The following is a 17,780-nucleotide window of genomic DNA, read 5'->3' as shown; positions in this document are numbered from 1 at the left end:
CTCCGAACTTTTTATTTTTCTGCGTCGAGTATAATCCTAAAAGCGTTATTGTCTGTAAATAAGTGTAGCGCCAGCTTGCAGTTGACCTCTGTCAAACTGGCGAGTACTTATGCTACTTAACGTTTAGCTTTTCAATTAGACTCTCGGCCAAGTGTTTTTGCATATCCGCTGTTAACGCTGACACTTCCGTTTGGGTACATGCACCTGCGGTTTTCTCAAGCGGTGAAACCGTTTTAGTTACCTTGTAAGGAGGAATATCAACGGGCTTCTCGCCACGTTGACGGCGTGCCTCGTCGGTATTTTGTGCAACGATAAACGACAGTACATCGTGTTCGTTTTCTATTTTCTCCACCTCTGTAAAGGTAAATTGTAAAGGGATACCTTGGAAGCCCGCGCTATCTACTGAAGATTTAGCAAACCAGACAACATCGGAGGAAGCTTGGTGTGCTAAACGCATACTGACTGAAGCCACAATATTAGTACATTGAAATGCTGGCGAATTTTGCGCAAGCTCAGCAATATGTGGATGTGGATTTCTTGGCCTATCCAGTGCGTACGTCTTATTAGCTGCAAATTCCAAATCAAGTTGATGAATAGTTAGCGTGTAATTTGCGTTCTTAGCTGCAACAACTTTCAGGCCTTTTTTCTCAAGCAAAGCAACAATCTGCTTTCTCAGTGTATCAGTCAAGCTTACCTTATCGGCATTGATGTAGACTGTGTCACCTTGAGCAAGTGGGTGAGCGGGCAATTGCACTGATTTAATTCGTGCGGAATTAAGTTCGGTACTATAGCTGATTTGATAAACAGACTTTTTTAGTAGTGGCTTCTTAGGTACATCTAACTTTGGCGCTAATGGCGCTGTGGTGACACATCCAAAAAGTAGACTTGTACATAGAGCTGCTAGCACTAAACGCATTAAAATACCTCAATTAAACAGTTATTTTCTTATATTTAGTGAGTTCCGCCAATTCATCATGTTAGTATGGCGGGCGAGTGTTAATGAAATGAGTCATTATGAAGTCGCTAATTCTCACATTAGTTTGTTTTTTTTGCATTAGTTATCCAAAAATAACGATTGCAAAAACCCCAAACCAGCAATGGTCACAATTTTTAAAGAGCTATTCTAAGCAAGTCGAGCGCAAACTAAAAGAAAAATCGGTGCCCGGTGCTGCTTTATCCGTCGTGCATGCCGAGCACGGCAGCTACGCAGAAGGTTTTGGCAGGACAAAAAGTCGACAAGGAAGTGTGGTCAACGAACAAACTCGCTTTCGCTTGGCATCGGTTTCGAAAACGTTTGCAGGAAGCCTAACGGCTAAATTGGCGAGCGAAGGGTATTTTAATATTGACGATAGAGTGGGTAGCTACTTGCCGCAAGTCGCCAAAGGTGATTATAGTCAACTTAAGCTCTATCATCTGTTAAGCCATTCGAGTGGCTTAGTGCCGAATGCTTACGATAATCTAATCGAGTCGCGCATGGACTACCCGCAAATTGTTGAGCGTTTACTGCAGGTTAAAGCACTGTGTCAGCCCGGCGAGTGTTACGGTTATCAAAACGTCATGTTTAGCTTGATTGGAGACGTTATCGAGCAAGCGACGAACATCAGTTACAAAACCTGGATGGAAGAATTTGTATTTGCGCCACTCAATATGCATGACGCCGGTCTTGGCTACGAGCAAATGACAAAAAACGATAATTTTGCGTGGCCGCATGTAAGAGGACGAAAGCGTTGGCATACCGCAAAATTAAAGCCGCATTATTATAAAGTGCTTCCGGCTGCAGGTGTAAACGCCAGTGCTGCTGATATGGCGCAGTGGTTAAAAGCACAATTAGGTATGTATCCAAGTGTTTTATCACCAGATGCTCTGAGTAAGCAATCAGTGCCGTATACGTTGACGAAACGTGAGCTGCGCAGACGCGTTTGGCGTGGTCATGTAGAAGAAGCTTACTATGGACTTGGATGGCGAATTTATCGCTACGACGGTAAACTACTCTATTACCATAGCGGCTGGGTGCAAGGTTATCGTACCGATGTGGTGATTATTCCAGAGCTTGGAATTGGGTTTAGCCTACTGTTAAATGCAGAGAGTGGTATCATTAATCAGTTAACGAACGACTTTATTGTTGACGCATTGGCGCTTGAGAAGAAATTACTGCCTCAGGTGAGTGAGCAGGAAATTAAGAAAGTAAAAGCAGAAGAAGCGAGTTTATTACAAGAGATTGCGACGTCTTCAGATGAAAACGTCGCAGACAACAAAGATTAGTTACGAGGTAACTGGATCTTTTTGTCTTCGCTTTGGCGGTACAACACAATGATATGGCCAATGGTTTGTACTTTGTGTGCATTTGTTTCACGAACAATTGCTTCAAAAATCAGCTTCTTAGTATCACGGTCGTTAGTTGGTACTTTTACCTTGATGAGTTCGTGAATGTTCAGGTTTTGCTCAATTTCAGCCATGACGCCTTCGGTTAGGCCGTTTGCGCCTAGAAGAACAACTGGGTTTAAAGAATGAGCTAGCCCTTTTAGGAACTGCTTTTGTTTATTTGATAAGGTCATATTGATACAATCTTATTTATTAAAAGGCTTGAATTATCGATATTCTAACGCCATCTAGACAATATTACTAATGAGTTGTAGTTAATATGGCAAATAAAAAACATTCCGCCAGTTCGAAACGTTGGTTAAAAGAACACGTAGAAGACCCGTACGTACATGAAGCCCAAAAACGTGGCTATCGTTCACGAGCGGTTTTTAAGCTCGAAGAAATCCAGCAAAAGGATAAATTGATCCGTAAAGGAATGACGGTAGTTGATTTAGGGGCCGCTCCGGGGAGCTGGTCACAGTATCTCGCAGAGCAGGTAGATATTGACGGACAAGTTATTGCTTGTGATATTTTACCGATGGACTCATTAGCGGGTGTCGATTTCCTTCAGGGGGACTTCAGAGAAGAAGCGGTATTAAATGCATTACTGGATAGAATAAACGGCAAGAATGTTGATGTGGTTTTTTCTGATATGGCACCAAATATGAGCGGAAATATGTCAACCGATCAATCTGGCAGTATGTATCTGGTCGAGCTAGCATTAGATATGTGCCATCAAGTGCTAAAACCAAACGGTGCATTTGCGGTTAAAGTTTTCCAAGGAGAAGGCTTTGATCAATTTGTACAAGAGGTACGTAATTGTTTTAAGGTCGTAAAGATCCGTAAACCAAAAGCGTCTCGTCCTCGTTCACGCGAAGTATATGTAGTGGCGACGGGCTACAAACTGTAGTACAGTTGGAAAGCATCAAGTTGAATTTGAATTTTTTTGGATACAAGAGGTTAACTCCTTGAGCGATATGGCTAAAAATCTAATACTCTGGTTAGTGATTGCAGTAGTGCTAATGACTGTGTTCCAGAGCTTTAACGGTGGCGAACAATATGATCGCCAAACGAGTTACACACAATTTGTAAAGGATGTGCGCAATGGCTCTGTAAGAGAAGTCAGTATTGACCGTCAAACGGGCATGATTAGTGGCGTTCGTTCTAGCGGAGATCGTTTCCAAACAGTGATCCCATTAACTGATTTAGATCTCGTTAATGATTTACTTAAGAATGACGTGAATATCAAGGGTGTTGCACCGGAAGAGCAATCTTTCCTAGCGAACATCTTTATTTCTTGGTTCCCAATGCTACTGCTTATCGGGGTGTGGATTTTCTTCATGCGCCAAATGCAAGGCGGTGGCGGCAAAGGCGCAATGTCGTTTGGTAAAAGTAAAGCTCGATTAATGAGCGAAGACCAAGTTAAGACAACATTTGCGGACGTTGCTGGTTGTGACGAAGCGAAAGAAGACGTTACTGAGCTAGTAGATTTCTTGCGTGACCCGTCAAAGTTCCAAAAGTTGGGCGGTAGCATTCCGAAAGGCGTGTTGATGGTTGGTCCTCCAGGTACGGGTAAAACCCTACTTGCCAAGGCCGTTGCTGGTGAAGCAAAAGTACCATTCTTTACCATTTCTGGTTCTGACTTCGTAGAAATGTTTGTTGGTGTTGGTGCATCTCGTGTTCGTGATATGTTTGAACAGGCAAAGAAAGCAGCGCCTTGTATTATTTTTATCGATGAAATCGACGCAGTAGGTCGTAAACGTGGCGCTGGTATGGGCGGTGGTCACGACGAGCGTGAGCAAACACTTAACCAAATGCTTGTAGAAATGGATGGCTTTGAGGGTAACGAAGGTATTATCGTTATTGCTGCTACTAACCGTCCTGATGTACTAGACCCTGCACTGTTACGTCCTGGTCGTTTCGATCGCCAAGTCGTGGTCGGTCTTCCGGATATTCGTGGCCGTGAACAAATCTTAAACGTGCACATGCGTAAAGTGCCATTAGACGATAATGTTGAAGCGTCTGTGATTGCACGTGGTACGCCGGGCTTTTCTGGTGCTGACTTAGCTAACCTTGTGAATGAAGCTGCACTGTTTGCCGCTCGTGGTAATAAGCGTAAGGTAAGTATGGCGGAATTTGACGCCGCGAAAGATAAAATCATGATGGGTGCTGAGCGTAAGTCCATGGTGATGAGCGAGCAAGAGAAGGAAATGACGGCTTATCACGAAGCCGGTCACGCGATTGTTGGTCGTTTAGTGCCTGAGCATGATCCAGTATATAAAGTGTCGATTATTCCACGTGGTCGCGCATTAGGTGTAACAATGTACTTACCAGAGCAAGACCGTGTAAGCCACTCTAAGCAACACCTAGAATCTATGCTTTCGAGTTTATACGGTGGTCGTATCGCTGAAGCGCTGATTTACGGCGATGACAAAGTAACGACAGGCGCGAGCAACGATATTGAGCGCGCAACCGATATTGCTAAGAAAATGGTTACTCAATGGGGGTTAAGTCCGAAACTTGGTCCACAGATGTATTTAGAAGAGCAAGGCGAGATGTACATGGGGGGTGGTTCTCACCGCATGTCAGGTATGTCAGATGAAACCGCTAAGCTTATTGATGCTGAAATTAAAGATTTCATCGATCGCAACTACAAACGTGCGGAGCAAATCCTAAAAGATAATATGGATATTCTTCACACGATGAAAGACGCGTTGATGAAATACGAAACGATTGATGCATTGCAGATTGATGATCTAATGGAGCGTCGTGACGTTCGTCCACCAAGGGATGCGCATGACAATAAGCCAGAGAAAAAAGCAGAATCTGCGAAAGTAACAGAAATAAAACCTGAGCCTAAAGCTGAAAAACCAGCAGAAGAGCAGTCAAACGATACATCATCAAATTCAGAACTTGATGACAAATCGTAAGATTAGGTAGAATACGACAGCCCCGAGCAATCGGGGCTTTTTTGTATCAGTTGATATAAGTTTTATTAGCACTCAACGCGAGAACTTAAATCAACTGCTATAAGCCTTTCGTTATCACCAAACTTAGACGACAGAAAATAGGTATAGAATGTACGAGTTACGTTTACCCAAAGAGCGCACCCTTAGTTTAGATAAGCCTCAGGTAATGGGGATTTTAAATGTTACTCCCGACTCATTTTCTGACGGTGGACATTTTACTCACCTTGATAGTGCAATCGAGCAAGCAAATTTAATGCTTTCACAAGGTGCTACCATTTTAGACATAGGTGGAGAGTCCACCCGCCCTGGTGCGCCAGACGTACAATTAGAAGAAGAATTACAGCGCGTAATACCGATTATTAAAGCAATTCGCACACACTCTAGCTGTGTGATTTCGGTAGATACCAGTAAAGCCGAGGTGATGAAACAAGCAATAGAGGCTGGCGCTGATATCATTAATGATGTTAGAGCGTTACAAGAACCTGGTGCGCTTGAAGTCGCAGCTCAATACAGTGATGTACCAATTTGTTTAATGCACATGCAAGGTCAACCTCGCTCAATGCAAAATAACCCTCACTATGATGACTTATTTTCAGACATCAGTCAGTTTTTCGAAGCTAGGACCAGTGCGTGCAAGCAAGCTGGGATTGATACCAATCGGCTGATTTTAGATCCTGGTTTTGGCTTCGGTAAATCTCTAGAGCATAACTTTCAGATATTAGGTGGGTTGGACAAGTTTCACGCTTTCAATTTACCTATTCTGACAGGCCTCTCTAGAAAGTCCATGTTTGGACAACTACTCACTCGGGAAACGCATGAGCGCGTAGCTGCGAGTCTAGCCGGTGCACTGATATGTGCGCAGAAAGGCGCGCACATAATTCGTGTTCATGACGTAAAAGAAACAAGCGACGCGCTTAATGTATGGCTGGCGTCGGTCAATGGAGTTACTCAATGACAACAAGAAAGTACTTCGGTACGGATGGTGTAAGGGGCATGGTGGGCGAGTTCCCAATTACGCCTGAATTTGCAATGAAACTAGGCTGGGCGGCTGGAAAAGTGCTGTCTGAGCGTGGTACCAAAAAGGTAATTATTGGCAAAGATACCCGCATTTCTGGCTACCTTCTTGAAACCGCGTTAGAGGCTGGGTTAATTGCCGCTGGGATCAATGTGATTTTATTAGGGCCTATGCCGACACCTGCTGTTGCTTACTTGACGCAAACGTTCAGAGCTGAGGCTGGTATTGTGATCAGTGCATCTCATAATCCATACCATGATAATGGCATCAAGTTTTTTGGTGGCGATGGTAAAAAGCTCCCTGACGAGGTGGAACTTGCAATAGAAGCAAAGCTGGATGAACCGATGACGTGTGTAGCGTCTGAAAAACTCGGTAAAGCTAAGCGTCTAGAGAGTGCGGATGGTCGCTATATCGAATTTTGTAAAGGCCAGTTTCCTAAAGAGCTATCGCTTGAAGGGTTGAAAGTGGTGTTGGACTGCGCAAATGGCGCGACTTATCACATTGCGCCAAGTGTCATGCGTGAACTTGGTGCGGACGTGATCACAACCGCGTGTGAACCTAATGGTGTCAACATCAACGAAAAATGCGGTGCAACGCATGTCGAAGCATTGAAAAAAGCCGTGCTTGAACATCAAGCGGATGTTGGTATTGCTTATGATGGTGATGGTGACCGAGTCATGATGGTCGATCACGACGGTCATGTATTTGATGGTGATGACATCGTCTATATTATTGCATGCCAAGCTCATGCCGATGGCACATTAGGTGGCGGCGTTGTGGGTACGGTTATGTCTAACATGGGGCTCGAAAACGCCCTTAAATCACGCGGAATTGCTTTTGAGCGCAGTAAGGTCGGTGACCGCTATGTAATGGAGCTACTTGGTGAGAAAGGCTGGAAAATCGGCGGCGAAAGCTCAGGTCACGTTTTAAATCTGGATCTGATCAGCACCGGTGATGGCATTGTTTCTAGCTTACAAGTGCTTGCAGCTATGGTTGCGCAGAATAAAACATTAAAAGATTTGGGGGAAGGTTTTAGCAAATACCCAATGAAGATGATTAACGTGCGCTATAGCACTAAAAATGATCCAACCGAGCAAGACGCTGTTAAAGCAGTCGTCGCTGAAGTTGAAACTCAACTTGCCGGAAAGGGCAGAGTGCTATTGCGTAAATCTGGTACAGAGCCAGTGGTTCGCGTCATGGTTGAAGCTCAGCAACAGAAGCAAGTTATCGATTTTGCCCAAAAAATCGCTGAAGTTGTTGAATCTGTGAGCAATTAAACCAAAAATTAAATTTATTTCTTGTAACTTCGGGTGAGTAGAGTTAGTATCTCACCCGCTTTCTACTGCGGAGTATCGTATGACAACTAGAAAGCAAATTGTTGCTGGTAACTGGAAAATGAACGGCTCAAAGGCCCTCGTTGACCAAATATCAGAAGCAGTAAGCAATCAAGCATTTCAAGCAGATGTAATTGTTTTTCCTCCTGCCATGCTCATTGAGCAAGCAGCAAGTAAAGGGCTTACTGTCGGAACACAAACTGTTTCGGAATATAAAGAAGGCGCATACACTGGAGAAATTCAGGCGTCCCTAGCAAAATCGCTAGGTGCAACATATACCTTAGTTGGTCATTCAGAACGTCGAGCTATTTATGGCGAAAGCGATGAAGATGTTGCTAATAAATTTGCACATGCTCAAGAACAAGGTTTGACTCCAATTTTATGTGTTGGTGAGACCGAAGAAGAAAGAGAAAATGGGCAGACAGAGCAAGTAGTTGCTAGGCAAATAAACGCTGTTATTGCCAAATTAGGTGTGGCAGCGCTAACTAACTCTGTGATAGCATACGAACCTGTTTGGGCTATTGGTACTGGTAAAACAGCATCTCCAGAGCAAGCGCAAGCAGTACACAAATTTATACGTGATTTGCTTTCAGAAAATGACAAGCAAATCGCACAATCACTGCAGCTTCTTTACGGTGGCAGTGTTAATGAACAGAACAGTGAATTGTTATTCGCACAAGACGATATAGACGGTGGACTTATCGGTGGCGCAAGCCTAAAACCTGAGAGTTTCGCCGCAATATGTAGAAGTGCAAAAGGATAAGTAAATGTACGAAATTCTAATGGTTGTTTACTTAATTGTGGCGTTAGCACTAATTGGTATGGTGTTGATTCAACAAGGTAAAGGCGCAGATATGGGCTCTTCGTTTGGTGCAGGTGCATCAGCGACAGTTTTCGGCTCATCAGGCGCAGGCAACTTTATGACCAAGACAACAACAATCTTAGCAACTGTATTCTTTGTGCTAAGCATTGTTCTAGGTAACCTAACTACAGGTCAGATTAAAAAGACTAACGAGTGGGAAAATCTAGAGGCACCAGCTGCTGCAACAACAGTTCCAGCAACAAAGGAAGTGCCAGCGACAGAAGAAAATCCAGCTTCTGACGTACCTAATTAATCGTTAGGAAATACACCGAATTTGCGAATGTGGTGGAATTGGTAGACACGCCATCTTGAGGGGGTGGTGGCTTCGGCCGTGGGGGTTCAAGTCCCCCCATTCGCACCAAATAAAAAAACCAGCTTATGCTGGTTTTTTTTCGTCTACCGTTTGCCACTAAGCCTATAGAACAACTAAATAGCAGAATTTTCGCCTTGCCTAAATGGATATAGGTACCTCGGCAATAGCAGAATGCGGTAGCGCTGTTATCGACAAGATTTTCTCGCCTCAAAATTTCAAACGAACCTAGCACCACGGCAAAAACCTAGGCAGAAGTTTCACTTTAGTAACATATCATCCTGCTATCTAGTATAATTATTTGTTCCATAACGCTTTTTTATAAAAATTAATTTCCTGATATTGGTTTTATTATGGTTACAAAAACCCAAAAAGTAATTTTTATTAAATAATTATTTCAATTTATCCCTGTTGTGACTATAATGCCCCTCCAGAGGAAAGAGATGCCCCTAGTGCATCTTTTTTTATGCCTAAAATTTGTAGTGTTCAAATCTATTTAGATTTAACGGATACGGGCAAGAAGTAATAAGACTTAGCTTGTTACTTCTCTAGTTTGCGACCTCTCGCAACTAGCACACACGGTGATTCCTTTGGAGATTATATGATTACAGTTTTACCTCGCCTTGGTTTATCTGCGATTTCAGCTGCAGTGTTAGCAGCAGTAACCCTTCCTAGTACAGCATTGGCTGAACAAGCGAATGTAGAGCAAGAAAAACAAGTTTTTGAAAAAATAGAAGTGACTGCTCGTAAACGTACTGAAAGTTTGTTCGAAACGCCTACTGCGATTACTTCTATCGGTGCTAGCGATATTGATAAAGCCAATATCAGCAATCTAGACGATATTGGTAAGTTCGTTCCAAACTTAAATATTACTCGCTATGGTGTAGGTAACGCTGCGCATGCTTCTGTATTTATCCGTGGTATTGGTCTACAAGATCATGTGATCACGACAGACCCAGGTGTTGGTGTTTACGTTGATGGTGTATACCTTGGCCGTCAGATGGGTTCTAATCTTTCACTGCCCAACGTTGAACGCGTTGAAGTACTACGTGGTCCACAAGGTACACTGTACGGCCGTAACACATTAGGCGGTGCGGTAAATGTGATCACTAAACAACCTGGCGCTGAAGAAGTTGCACGCGTTGAAGCTAAAATAGGTTCTCGCGGTCGTTTAGCGACTGATCTGTATACAAGCCAAACGTTAACAGACACACTAAGCTTTTCTGCAAGTGCTTCTTATAAAGAGCGCGATGGTGTAGGTAAAGCAATCAACTTAGCAAATCCAGAAAAAGAAATTGGCGAAGAGCAAGAGTTTAGTGGTCGCTTAGCACTTAGATGGCAAGCAACGAATGATTTTATTGTCACCGCTGCATTTGACGGCGTTGAGAACGAGTCTGGTCAATCGCCATATACTATCGAGTTAACAGATCCACTTGACTCAAATGACCCTTTCAATGGTGACTTCCCATTGCTAGATGAGTCCATGCTGCCAAACAATCCTGATGATTTGGCAACAACGGTTGCTGGCATTGAAAGCACAGATTACTCTGGTTGGGGCGGCTCAGTGACTGCTGATTGGCAAGCAAGTGATGTTTACTCTGTTAAATTTATCGCAAGCAAGCGTAGCTCTGAATATACCGGCGGCCTAGATGACGATGCGGTAGCACTTAATCTATCTGAATTCCCAGAAGAGGGTGGTGCAGATCAGTACTCATTTGAACTACAACTAAATGGTACTTATGACGCTTGGGATTTTGTATCGGGTCTTTATTACTTTAACGAAGATGGTTTTACCAGCTCTGTTCCGTTCGTATTTAGCCCGTGGAACACGCCAAATGGCTTATTAAACGATGGTCAGACTGCTTCTTTTGGTGGCTACGGTTACTTTGATATCAACCAAGAAACTGATGCCTATGCGGCTTACATCAATGCAAGCTTTGACGTGACTGAGCTGTTCAGCATTGGTGGTGGTTTACGTTACTCTGAAGACAAAAAAGAGGCAAACGCACTATTCCCAAGCTTTGGTGCTCGTAAATATGTAAGCGCAGACTTTGACGAAGTGACGTGGGACATGAATGCGTCATACCAGTTAACTCGTGACATCAATGTTTACGCGCAGGTCCAAAAAGGATACCAAAGTGGCGGCTTCCCACCACGTCCATTTGGTGGCCCAGATCAATTCGCTGCGTTTGATGAAACTAAAGCGATTAACTACGAAATCGGCTTCAAAGGCCAAGTGCATGAAAACGTATCTATGATGGTTGCTGCATTTGTAACGGATTACACCGATCTGGCGTTACCTTTCAACGACCCGACTGCTGGCGGTGGTTTCGTCACTATCGTGGAAAATGCAGGTGAGTCGAAAGCACAAGGTATTGAACTTGAAACGACGATCGCAATTACTGATGATTTCTCAGTACGCAGCTCAATCGGCTACCTAGACTCCGAAATTACCCATGTTGATGAAGGTGTTATTGGTATTGGTAAAGGCGATGCGCCAGCACTCACGCCACGATGGACTGTGATGGTGGCACCATCTTACTTCCATGACTTAGAGCATGGTGCAACGATTGCAGTTAACGCAAGCTACTCGTATCGCTCAGACATGCAAGGTCAGTCTGTCACACGTGCAAGCGAGTATATTGATTCTCGCGAATTGTTAGGCTTTAACATCTCATACACCAACGCTGAAGGTGATATGGAAGTAACGCTATACGGTGAAAACGTGCTAAACGAAGTGTACGATGTAGGTCGTCTACAGCAAAGTGGCTTTGTTGGTGTCATGCGCAGCAATGACCGCAGTGAGTTTGGTATAAAGTTCAAAAAAGAGTTCTGGTTAGATTAATCCAGCTCTAGTTTGAATATAGAAAAGCCGCTTAGTTTCTTGCTAGGCGGCTTTTTTTGTTTTAAGTCTCTCGTCCTAAATTATATTGAAACTCATTCAGCATAACGAAAAGCGATAGATATAAGTGCTTGTTTACATTGTGGTTAACCTATGGGAATCTAGTGATAGGCAATATCTCGATTCCAGTTTTGAATCGTATATTTAGATGGAGCTGTTTTTTGCACTTATAAAAGGTCTTTAGCACATGGAAGAACTTATCCCCATAACCTTGATTACCATACTGCTGTTCATACAAATTAAAATGCATAAGAATTTGTGTAAATACTTGGCAAGATTGTATCCAGAATAATGGCATAAACTAACAAAGCACACCCTTGGCACATCGCAATGGTCACTGTTAAATGCTACCGTGAGTGAGTCGCTTAAAACTGGTTTTTTCTCGACGGTATCCGACAATAAAGTTAAGACCTATATCCAATTTAGAAAGTATAACCTAGTAGCAATGTCTGCCGTCTTAAGCTGTAATTTTGTTTTAGTCGTGTTTAACTAATCATATCGTGGTTTTAGTGAATCATGTTCTTTACCTATAAACGTGAAGACCATTCGCGACGCAGAGTCGATTTGAACAAAATATTACTTAGGAGAAGAAGTTGAGCAATACTATGTTAGAAGAAGGAAAGGAGATCCTAGCACAGCAGTCTTTTAGTTTGTTGTTAGGCGCTGAGTTGGAGGTGTTTGAAGTTGGCGCTGCTGAGTTAAGCCTCGCTATTCGAGATGATCTTAAACAAAACTATGGTTTTGCACATGGCGGCGTGGTTAGCTATCTAGCTGATAATTGTATTACTTTTGCTGGTGCATCCGTGCTTGGTAGCTGTGTTACCTCAGAATATAAAATGAACTATGTTAGACCCGCTATTGGTGATAAGCTAACCGCGAAGTCAACCGTGTTGTATTCGGGTAAACGTCAGGCGACATGCGAATGTAAGGTATATGCGACAAGCGGTGATGAAGAAAAGTTAGTGGCGGTTTCTCTTGGCACAATAACTAAGGTTTAGGGTAGAAGACGACATTCTGAAGTGCATTTGCACACAATAAACGTGTTAGGTCTTTTTAGCGCTACCTGCCTCAGGCATTTGATATAAGCAGGCAGCGCTATGTTAAACGCTTAGTTACAGCAACTAGAACGTATACGCAACGCTAAACTTCACACTCCTTGGCATGATATAGCGGCCGTTAGGTGAATCTGGGTTACGTGGATCCCCCTCGGTGATCCCTTGCTTGTCAGTAAGGTTATCTACCGCCAGTTGTAATTTTACGCCCTCTGTCGGCTCTACAATAAGGCCAACATCAAGCTTTTCATAGCCCTCTAACACGACGCTATTTTCATTATCGCCAAAACGGTCATCTACAGCTGAGAGTGTGCCATACAAGGTGGCGTACATGCCCGACATTTCAAAGTCATAGCTCGGTGTAATACGCAGCATCCAGTCAGGTTGGCGCTGTGCTTTATTCCCTTCATTTGTCGGGCTTTCAGTAATTTCTGTGTCTTGCCATGTGGCATTCAAGTTTACCGATAGGCCCGACTCATGGTTGTAACTGTAATCAAGTTCTACACCAGTTGCTTCGTTGGTTAGAATTTCCGCAGGTACACCTGGGCGTCTTACAAACGTGTCGCCTTTTACTTCGTTGGTAAATAAAGTAACAAACAGATCGCCGGTTTCACCCATATATTTATAGCCAAGCTCTGCTTGTGTGACTTCTTTAATCAGCGACTCGCCCGATTCATAGGTGCTATAGTTATCTCTAAAGTCGTCGAAATAAGGCATTTTGTAGCCTTTGTTCATACGCACAAAAACACCTGAATCTAAGCTCAAACTATAGTCAGCACCTAAGGTCCATGAAGTCTTACGTTCATCATAGTCAACCGCTTTGGTGATCGCCCCATCTAAACCTTCGTCGACCGAATACTCAACCTCGTGTTGCTCGCTACGTAAGCCTAAATCTAACTTAAGGGCTGCCGTTGCTTGGTAACTTTGTGTAGTGTAGATAGCCCACGTTGTCGCATCACCAGAACTGTTAATGTCGTAGTTGAAGGCACAACCTGCAACATCGCTATTGCACGCGATACCACTCAATGCTTCACCACCTTGCTCCAACACGTGGTAGGCGGTATTACCTAAGCTCCACCAGTCTTTTGCAGAAGTGGTTGCTGTATAAATACCAAAGGCACTTGACCAATCACCAAAGGTTTTGCTTAAGGCTAAGTCATTGGTGAAAGCTTCGATATCTTTTAATACAACCCAGCGACCATATTGTTGTACCATGGTATCGCCCGCGTATTCATCGCCCGTGACGCTACCTGTTGCGGTTTCACCATTGTCCGCCACTTCACTTAAACGCATCGCACTGCCAGCAGGCACAAGGCCTAGTGTATTTGCATCGCCTTGCGTTAAGCTAAAGCGGTCATTTAACTGCCAGCCGTTTTTGAATTCTACTTTTAAGCTACCTCCAGAAACATGGCCTTTCCAGCCGCGACCATCACCCATATCGACGCTCATCGGTGCATTTTCATCACCGACATAAATAATAGCTTTGCGATTATTCGTTCCCAGCTGAGTAAAGCCCGCATCCACACCCTCCACATTAAGTGGGGTTGGCAGGTACCATGCACCTCTGTCATCAGTTTGACGGGTATAAAGGTTAAACTCACCGTCAGCAAACTCTTTGGTTAGGTTTATGGTAAATTGATGGCCTTTTTCTGAGGTAAAGCCCGCATCACGGATCCCAGAAGAGCGTTTGATATAACCGCCAACCATGTAGTAAAGATCATTGGAGAACTCACCACTTAACACGCCGTCAATGCGTTTTAGACCATAGTCTGTGGTGGTGTATTTAAACGTACCTTCGGTGTCAGCTTGGCCACGTTTAAGTTGAAAGTTAGTTGTTAAGCCCGGCTGACCATTAGACACCACAGGGTTTGGTCCACCACGCAGGCCCTCCATCATACTGATGGTTTCATCAAGCCTGAAAATCGAGGTGTTTTCTAAAAATGAGAGCGTTGGCGCGGGATAAATAGGACTACCTTGCAAACTAACCGTTAAGAATGGTGCATCACCACCGCCTGGAAAGCCGCGAACAAAAACGTTGGCACCGGATTCTCCTCCTGAACTTTCAACCCAGATCCCAGGCACCGCTTTAAGCAAGTCAGCGGTACTTTTGGGGGCGAGCTTATCAATTTGCACAGCATCGATATTAGTCACAGCAAAGCTTGCATCAATTTTTCTGATCCCTGCGCCACCAGGTGTACCTGAGACAATGATGGTTTCTACTTTTTCTTTGTTATTGTTCGGTTGTTGTTCAGCCTGAGCTGATGCGCTTAACGCAAGCGTTATAGCAGCAGCGATCAAGCTTAAGGAGTTAGTTTTTATCACGGCTAAAGCCCTCTTGTTGTTGTCATAGACTGGTATTTAACGACTGTCTATTTTTTAAAATAGATCTTAATGCAAACGTTTGCAATGATGTTGTTTAAAAATTTGTCATAAAATGAAGGAAGGCGTTACAAATTTACAGTGATTGGTTATCTTTTCTGCTTGGTTAGGGTAGGAGATTCAATTAGTTATGGTTTAAGTATCAAAAAATTGTAAGAATAGCGATGTAATAACGTGTGCTAAGAAGGGGTTTGCGATGGGAACAACACAATTAAAGCTATCGGATCTAGCAAGGCTAGCAGGAGTCTCTACCTCCACAGCTTCCCGTGCACTCAATGATAACCCACTGATAAAAAAGGAAACTCGAGAACGCATTCAGGCGCTTGCAAAAGAGCATCACTTTAGTATTAACGCGGCGGCTAGTCGCTTACGGATGCAAAAAACCAAAGTCATTGCCGTTATTATCAATCTCGAAGCCGAAACCAAACAATCCGTCGACGACCCATTTTTACTTAAAGTAGTGAGCGATATTAATCGTGCAGTGAACCGAAAAGGGTACGAGTTATTGCTCTCCAACTCTTATATGGCGGGGGAAGACTGGCATGGTTATTTTATTTCTGGCCGTCGAGCCGATGGAGTCATCGTCGTCGGGCAAGGCAAGGAGCAAGCACGAATTGAGCGCGCTGCAAGAGCTGGCACGCCGATCGTGGTATGGGGCGACCCTAAAACTTCTGCAAATTATCCTATCGTTGGTAGTGACAATTTTATTGGTGGCCTTAGCGCAACGGAACACTTAATTGCTAAGGGAGCGTCTAAACTTCTGTTTATGGGCGATCCGGGTCATGCCGAACTTGGTGAGCGCTATCGCGGATTTTGCCATGCGGTGAAAGAAGCCAAGGTAGAAGCGCAAATGGTTAAAATCGATATTACTTCAGAGGCTGCTTACGCGAGTATAAACGCTTTGTTGCGAGCACAAGGATTAACCTTTGATGGGATCTTCGCGTGTAGCGATATGGTTGCGCTTGGGGCACTAAAAGCGCTAAAAGAGCGTTACGTTAGCGTGCCGAATGACGTACGAATAGTCGGATTTGACGATATCGCCATGGCACAGATCAGCTTCCCTGCGCTATCTACGATTAAACAAGACACCAATGCGGCAGCACAGTTATTGGTGGAAAAGCTGCTCTCTCAGCTAAGTGGTGAGACATGTGCTTCTCAAGAGGTGCCGTCCTCACTGGTGATCAGACAGTCTAGTTAAAGCAGCACAATATGCGATAACAATCATTAGCTTAAATTGTTTTGATGCGATTTGAAATGCAAACGATTGCAAAAGTAAAAAAGTCTGTCTAGACTAAAAAGGAATCACAGTGTTTTAACGAGAATAACAATGAATCGAGCACGTATCATACTTGCCATGGCCGTTAGTTACTTCCTATTTGCTATTTTGCTCAATAGTGTAGGGACGGTCATCTTGCAGTCCATCCATAGCTTTGGTATTACAAAAGCGCAGGCCGCCACCTTAGAGGCATTTAAAGATCTTCCCATCGCTATCGTTTCATTTCTAGTTGCGTCGGTTATCCCTAGGGTCGGATTTAAAATCGCTCTGACCGCAGTGCTCGCCGGCGTAGCATTGATTTGCAGTATCACTCCTATGGTCGCTGAGTTTTGGATTCTGAAATTAGTATTTGCTTGCGTGGGTGCGGCATTTGCGGTGGTCAAAGTGTCGGTTTATGCGCTCGTTGGCCAAATCACTGAAGGTAGCAATCAACATTCAAGCCTGCTTAATTTTATTGAGGGCGTGTTTATGTTGGGGGTCCTCGGCGGTTATTGGATTTTTGCGGCGTTTATTGACGGCGGCGATAATTCTCTTGGCTGGTTGAACGTCTATTTCGTGTTAGCTGTGCTGAGTGCTTTCACCGCATTTATTGTTTGGATCTCCCCAATTGCAAAGCCAGAGCCAACGCAAGCTACCGAATCTAGTGTCTCTGCATTTATGGCGATGCTAAAGCTTGTAGCTAAGCCGCTTGTACTGGTATTTGTGATTTCCGCATTTTTATACGTCTTGATAGAGCAGAGTATAGGCACTTGGCTGCCTACTTTTAATAATGAGATCCTGTCATTACCGGTAAACATTAGCGTGCAAATTACCAGTGTTTTTGCTGCCTGCTTGGCACTCGGTCGGCTAGGTGCCGGCGTTGTGCTCACCAAAGTACATTGGTATGTGGTGTTAAATGTTTGTCTTGCCGCTATGGCAGGATTAGTAATTTTAACGTTACCGATGACTGAGGGCATTGAGAAAACGCTTATTTCTTCGTTATTTGATGCACCCCTTGTGGCTTTTCTCATGCCGCTGATCGGTCTTTTTATGGCGCCTATTTATCCGGTGATTAATTCGGTAATGCTAAGTAGTTTACCCACTACACAGCACGCTTCGATGACAGGGCTAATCGTTGTATTTTCAGCGCTGGGTGGTAGCACGGGCTCAATGATCACAGGTTTGGTATTTCAACATTTTGGTGGTCAACAAGCGTTTTATGGGGCACTTATTCCCATGCTGGTGATCGCTGTGTGTTTATATTTCTTTAAATCAATGAGTGAGTCTAGCCAGTCAAATCATGCTCACACGCCAAGTCAACAAAAGGTGAGCTGAGGTTTT

Annotated in this window: 14 protein-coding genes and 1 tRNA gene; 12 read left to right on the top strand and 3 right to left on the bottom strand. The window is 43.9% G+C overall.

Annotation, left to right across the window (positions count from 1 at the left end; genetic code table 11):
• Positions 1–112: 112 nt before the first annotated feature.
• Positions 113–916: a hypothetical protein gene (locus JJQ94_RS16475; RefSeq protein ID WP_010605083.1), complete on the bottom strand. Its 804-nt coding sequence runs from the start codon at positions 914–916 to the stop codon at positions 113–115.
• A gap of 98 nt (positions 917–1,014) precedes the next feature.
• Between JJQ94_RS16475 and JJQ94_RS16470 the strand changes: the two genes are divergently transcribed.
• A complete protein-coding gene (locus JJQ94_RS16470; RefSeq protein ID WP_099028809.1) occupies positions 1,015–2,262 on the top strand; it encodes a serine hydrolase domain-containing protein in 1,248 nt (415 codons plus the stop codon).
• On the opposite strand, the gene yhbY is transcribed toward JJQ94_RS16470, so the two are convergent.
• On the bottom strand, positions 2,259–2,555 hold the full coding sequence (gene yhbY / locus JJQ94_RS16465; RefSeq protein ID WP_099028808.1) for a ribosome assembly RNA-binding protein YhbY: 297 nt from the start codon (positions 2,553–2,555) through the stop codon (positions 2,259–2,261). The two genes, JJQ94_RS16470 and yhbY, sit on opposite strands and share 4 nt — an antisense overlap.
• A gap of 86 nt (positions 2,556–2,641) precedes the next feature.
• Between yhbY and rlmE the strand changes: the two genes are divergently transcribed.
• From rlmE to JJQ94_RS16420, 9 genes are all read left to right on the top strand, one after another.
• The gene (gene rlmE, locus JJQ94_RS16460; RefSeq protein ID WP_099028807.1) at positions 2,642–3,271 is read left to right on the top strand and encodes a 23S rRNA (uridine(2552)-2'-O)-methyltransferase RlmE; all 630 of its coding nucleotides are present in this window, start codon (positions 2,642–2,644) and stop codon (positions 3,269–3,271) included.
• Positions 3,272–3,338: 67 nt separating this feature from the next.
• Positions 3,339–5,291 (top strand): ATP-dependent zinc metalloprotease FtsH, encoded by a 1,953-nt coding sequence (gene ftsH, locus JJQ94_RS16455; protein ID WP_099028806.1) that lies wholly within the window; start codon positions 3,339–3,341, stop codon positions 5,289–5,291.
• 148 nt (positions 5,292–5,439) lie between these two features.
• Positions 5,440–6,285 carry a dihydropteroate synthase gene (folP, locus tag JJQ94_RS16450; protein WP_099028805.1) on the top strand — a complete coding sequence of 282 codons (846 nt, stop codon included), beginning with the start codon at positions 5,440–5,442 and terminating at the stop codon, positions 6,283–6,285.
• The gene (gene glmM, locus JJQ94_RS16445; protein ID WP_099028804.1) at positions 6,282–7,622 is read left to right on the top strand and encodes a phosphoglucosamine mutase; all 1,341 of its coding nucleotides are present in this window, start codon (positions 6,282–6,284) and stop codon (positions 7,620–7,622) included. The genes folP and glmM overlap by 4 nt, the downstream gene beginning before the upstream one ends.
• Before the next feature lie 79 nt (positions 7,623–7,701).
• A complete protein-coding gene (gene tpiA / locus JJQ94_RS16440; protein WP_099028803.1) occupies positions 7,702–8,442 on the top strand; it encodes a triose-phosphate isomerase in 741 nt (246 codons plus the stop codon).
• Between the two features lie 4 nt (positions 8,443–8,446).
• A complete protein-coding gene (gene secG / locus JJQ94_RS16435) occupies positions 8,447–8,794 on the top strand; it encodes a preprotein translocase subunit SecG (protein WP_099028802.1) in 348 nt (115 codons plus the stop codon).
• A 23-nt stretch (positions 8,795–8,817) separates the two neighbouring features.
• Positions 8,818–8,902: transfer RNA gene (locus tag JJQ94_RS16430), tRNA-Leu, on the top strand.
• A gap of 550 nt (positions 8,903–9,452) precedes the next feature.
• Positions 9,453–11,696, top strand: a complete 2,244-nt coding sequence (locus tag JJQ94_RS16425) for a TonB-dependent receptor (RefSeq protein ID WP_099028801.1) — start codon at positions 9,453–9,455, stop codon at positions 11,694–11,696.
• A gap of 650 nt (positions 11,697–12,346) precedes the next feature.
• Positions 12,347–12,751 (top strand): PaaI family thioesterase, encoded by a 405-nt coding sequence (locus tag JJQ94_RS16420; protein ID WP_236596499.1) that lies wholly within the window; start codon positions 12,347–12,349, stop codon positions 12,749–12,751.
• 123 nt (positions 12,752–12,874) lie between these two features.
• On the opposite strand, the gene JJQ94_RS16415 is transcribed toward JJQ94_RS16420, so the two are convergent.
• Positions 12,875–15,127, bottom strand: coding sequence for a TonB-dependent receptor (locus tag JJQ94_RS16415; RefSeq protein WP_099028799.1), 2,253 nt, complete (start codon positions 15,125–15,127; stop codon positions 12,875–12,877).
• 253 nt (positions 15,128–15,380) lie between these two features.
• Here JJQ94_RS16415 and JJQ94_RS16410 point away from each other — a divergent pair, with 253 nt between their 5' ends.
• A complete protein-coding gene (locus JJQ94_RS16410) occupies positions 15,381–16,382 on the top strand; it encodes a LacI family DNA-binding transcriptional regulator (RefSeq protein ID WP_099028798.1) in 1,002 nt (333 codons plus the stop codon).
• Between the two features lie 129 nt (positions 16,383–16,511).
• Positions 16,512–17,774: an MFS transporter gene (locus tag JJQ94_RS16405; protein ID WP_099028797.1), complete on the top strand. Its 1,263-nt coding sequence runs from the start codon at positions 16,512–16,514 to the stop codon at positions 17,772–17,774.
• Positions 17,775–17,780 lie beyond the last annotated feature (6 nt).

The organism is Pseudoalteromonas sp. GCY (genome assembly GCF_016695175.1).
GTDB lineage: Bacteria > Pseudomonadota > Gammaproteobacteria > Enterobacterales > Alteromonadaceae > Pseudoalteromonas.
The sequence above is the reverse complement of the archived record's forward strand: the minus strand, read 5'-3'. Positions and strand labels throughout refer to the sequence as shown.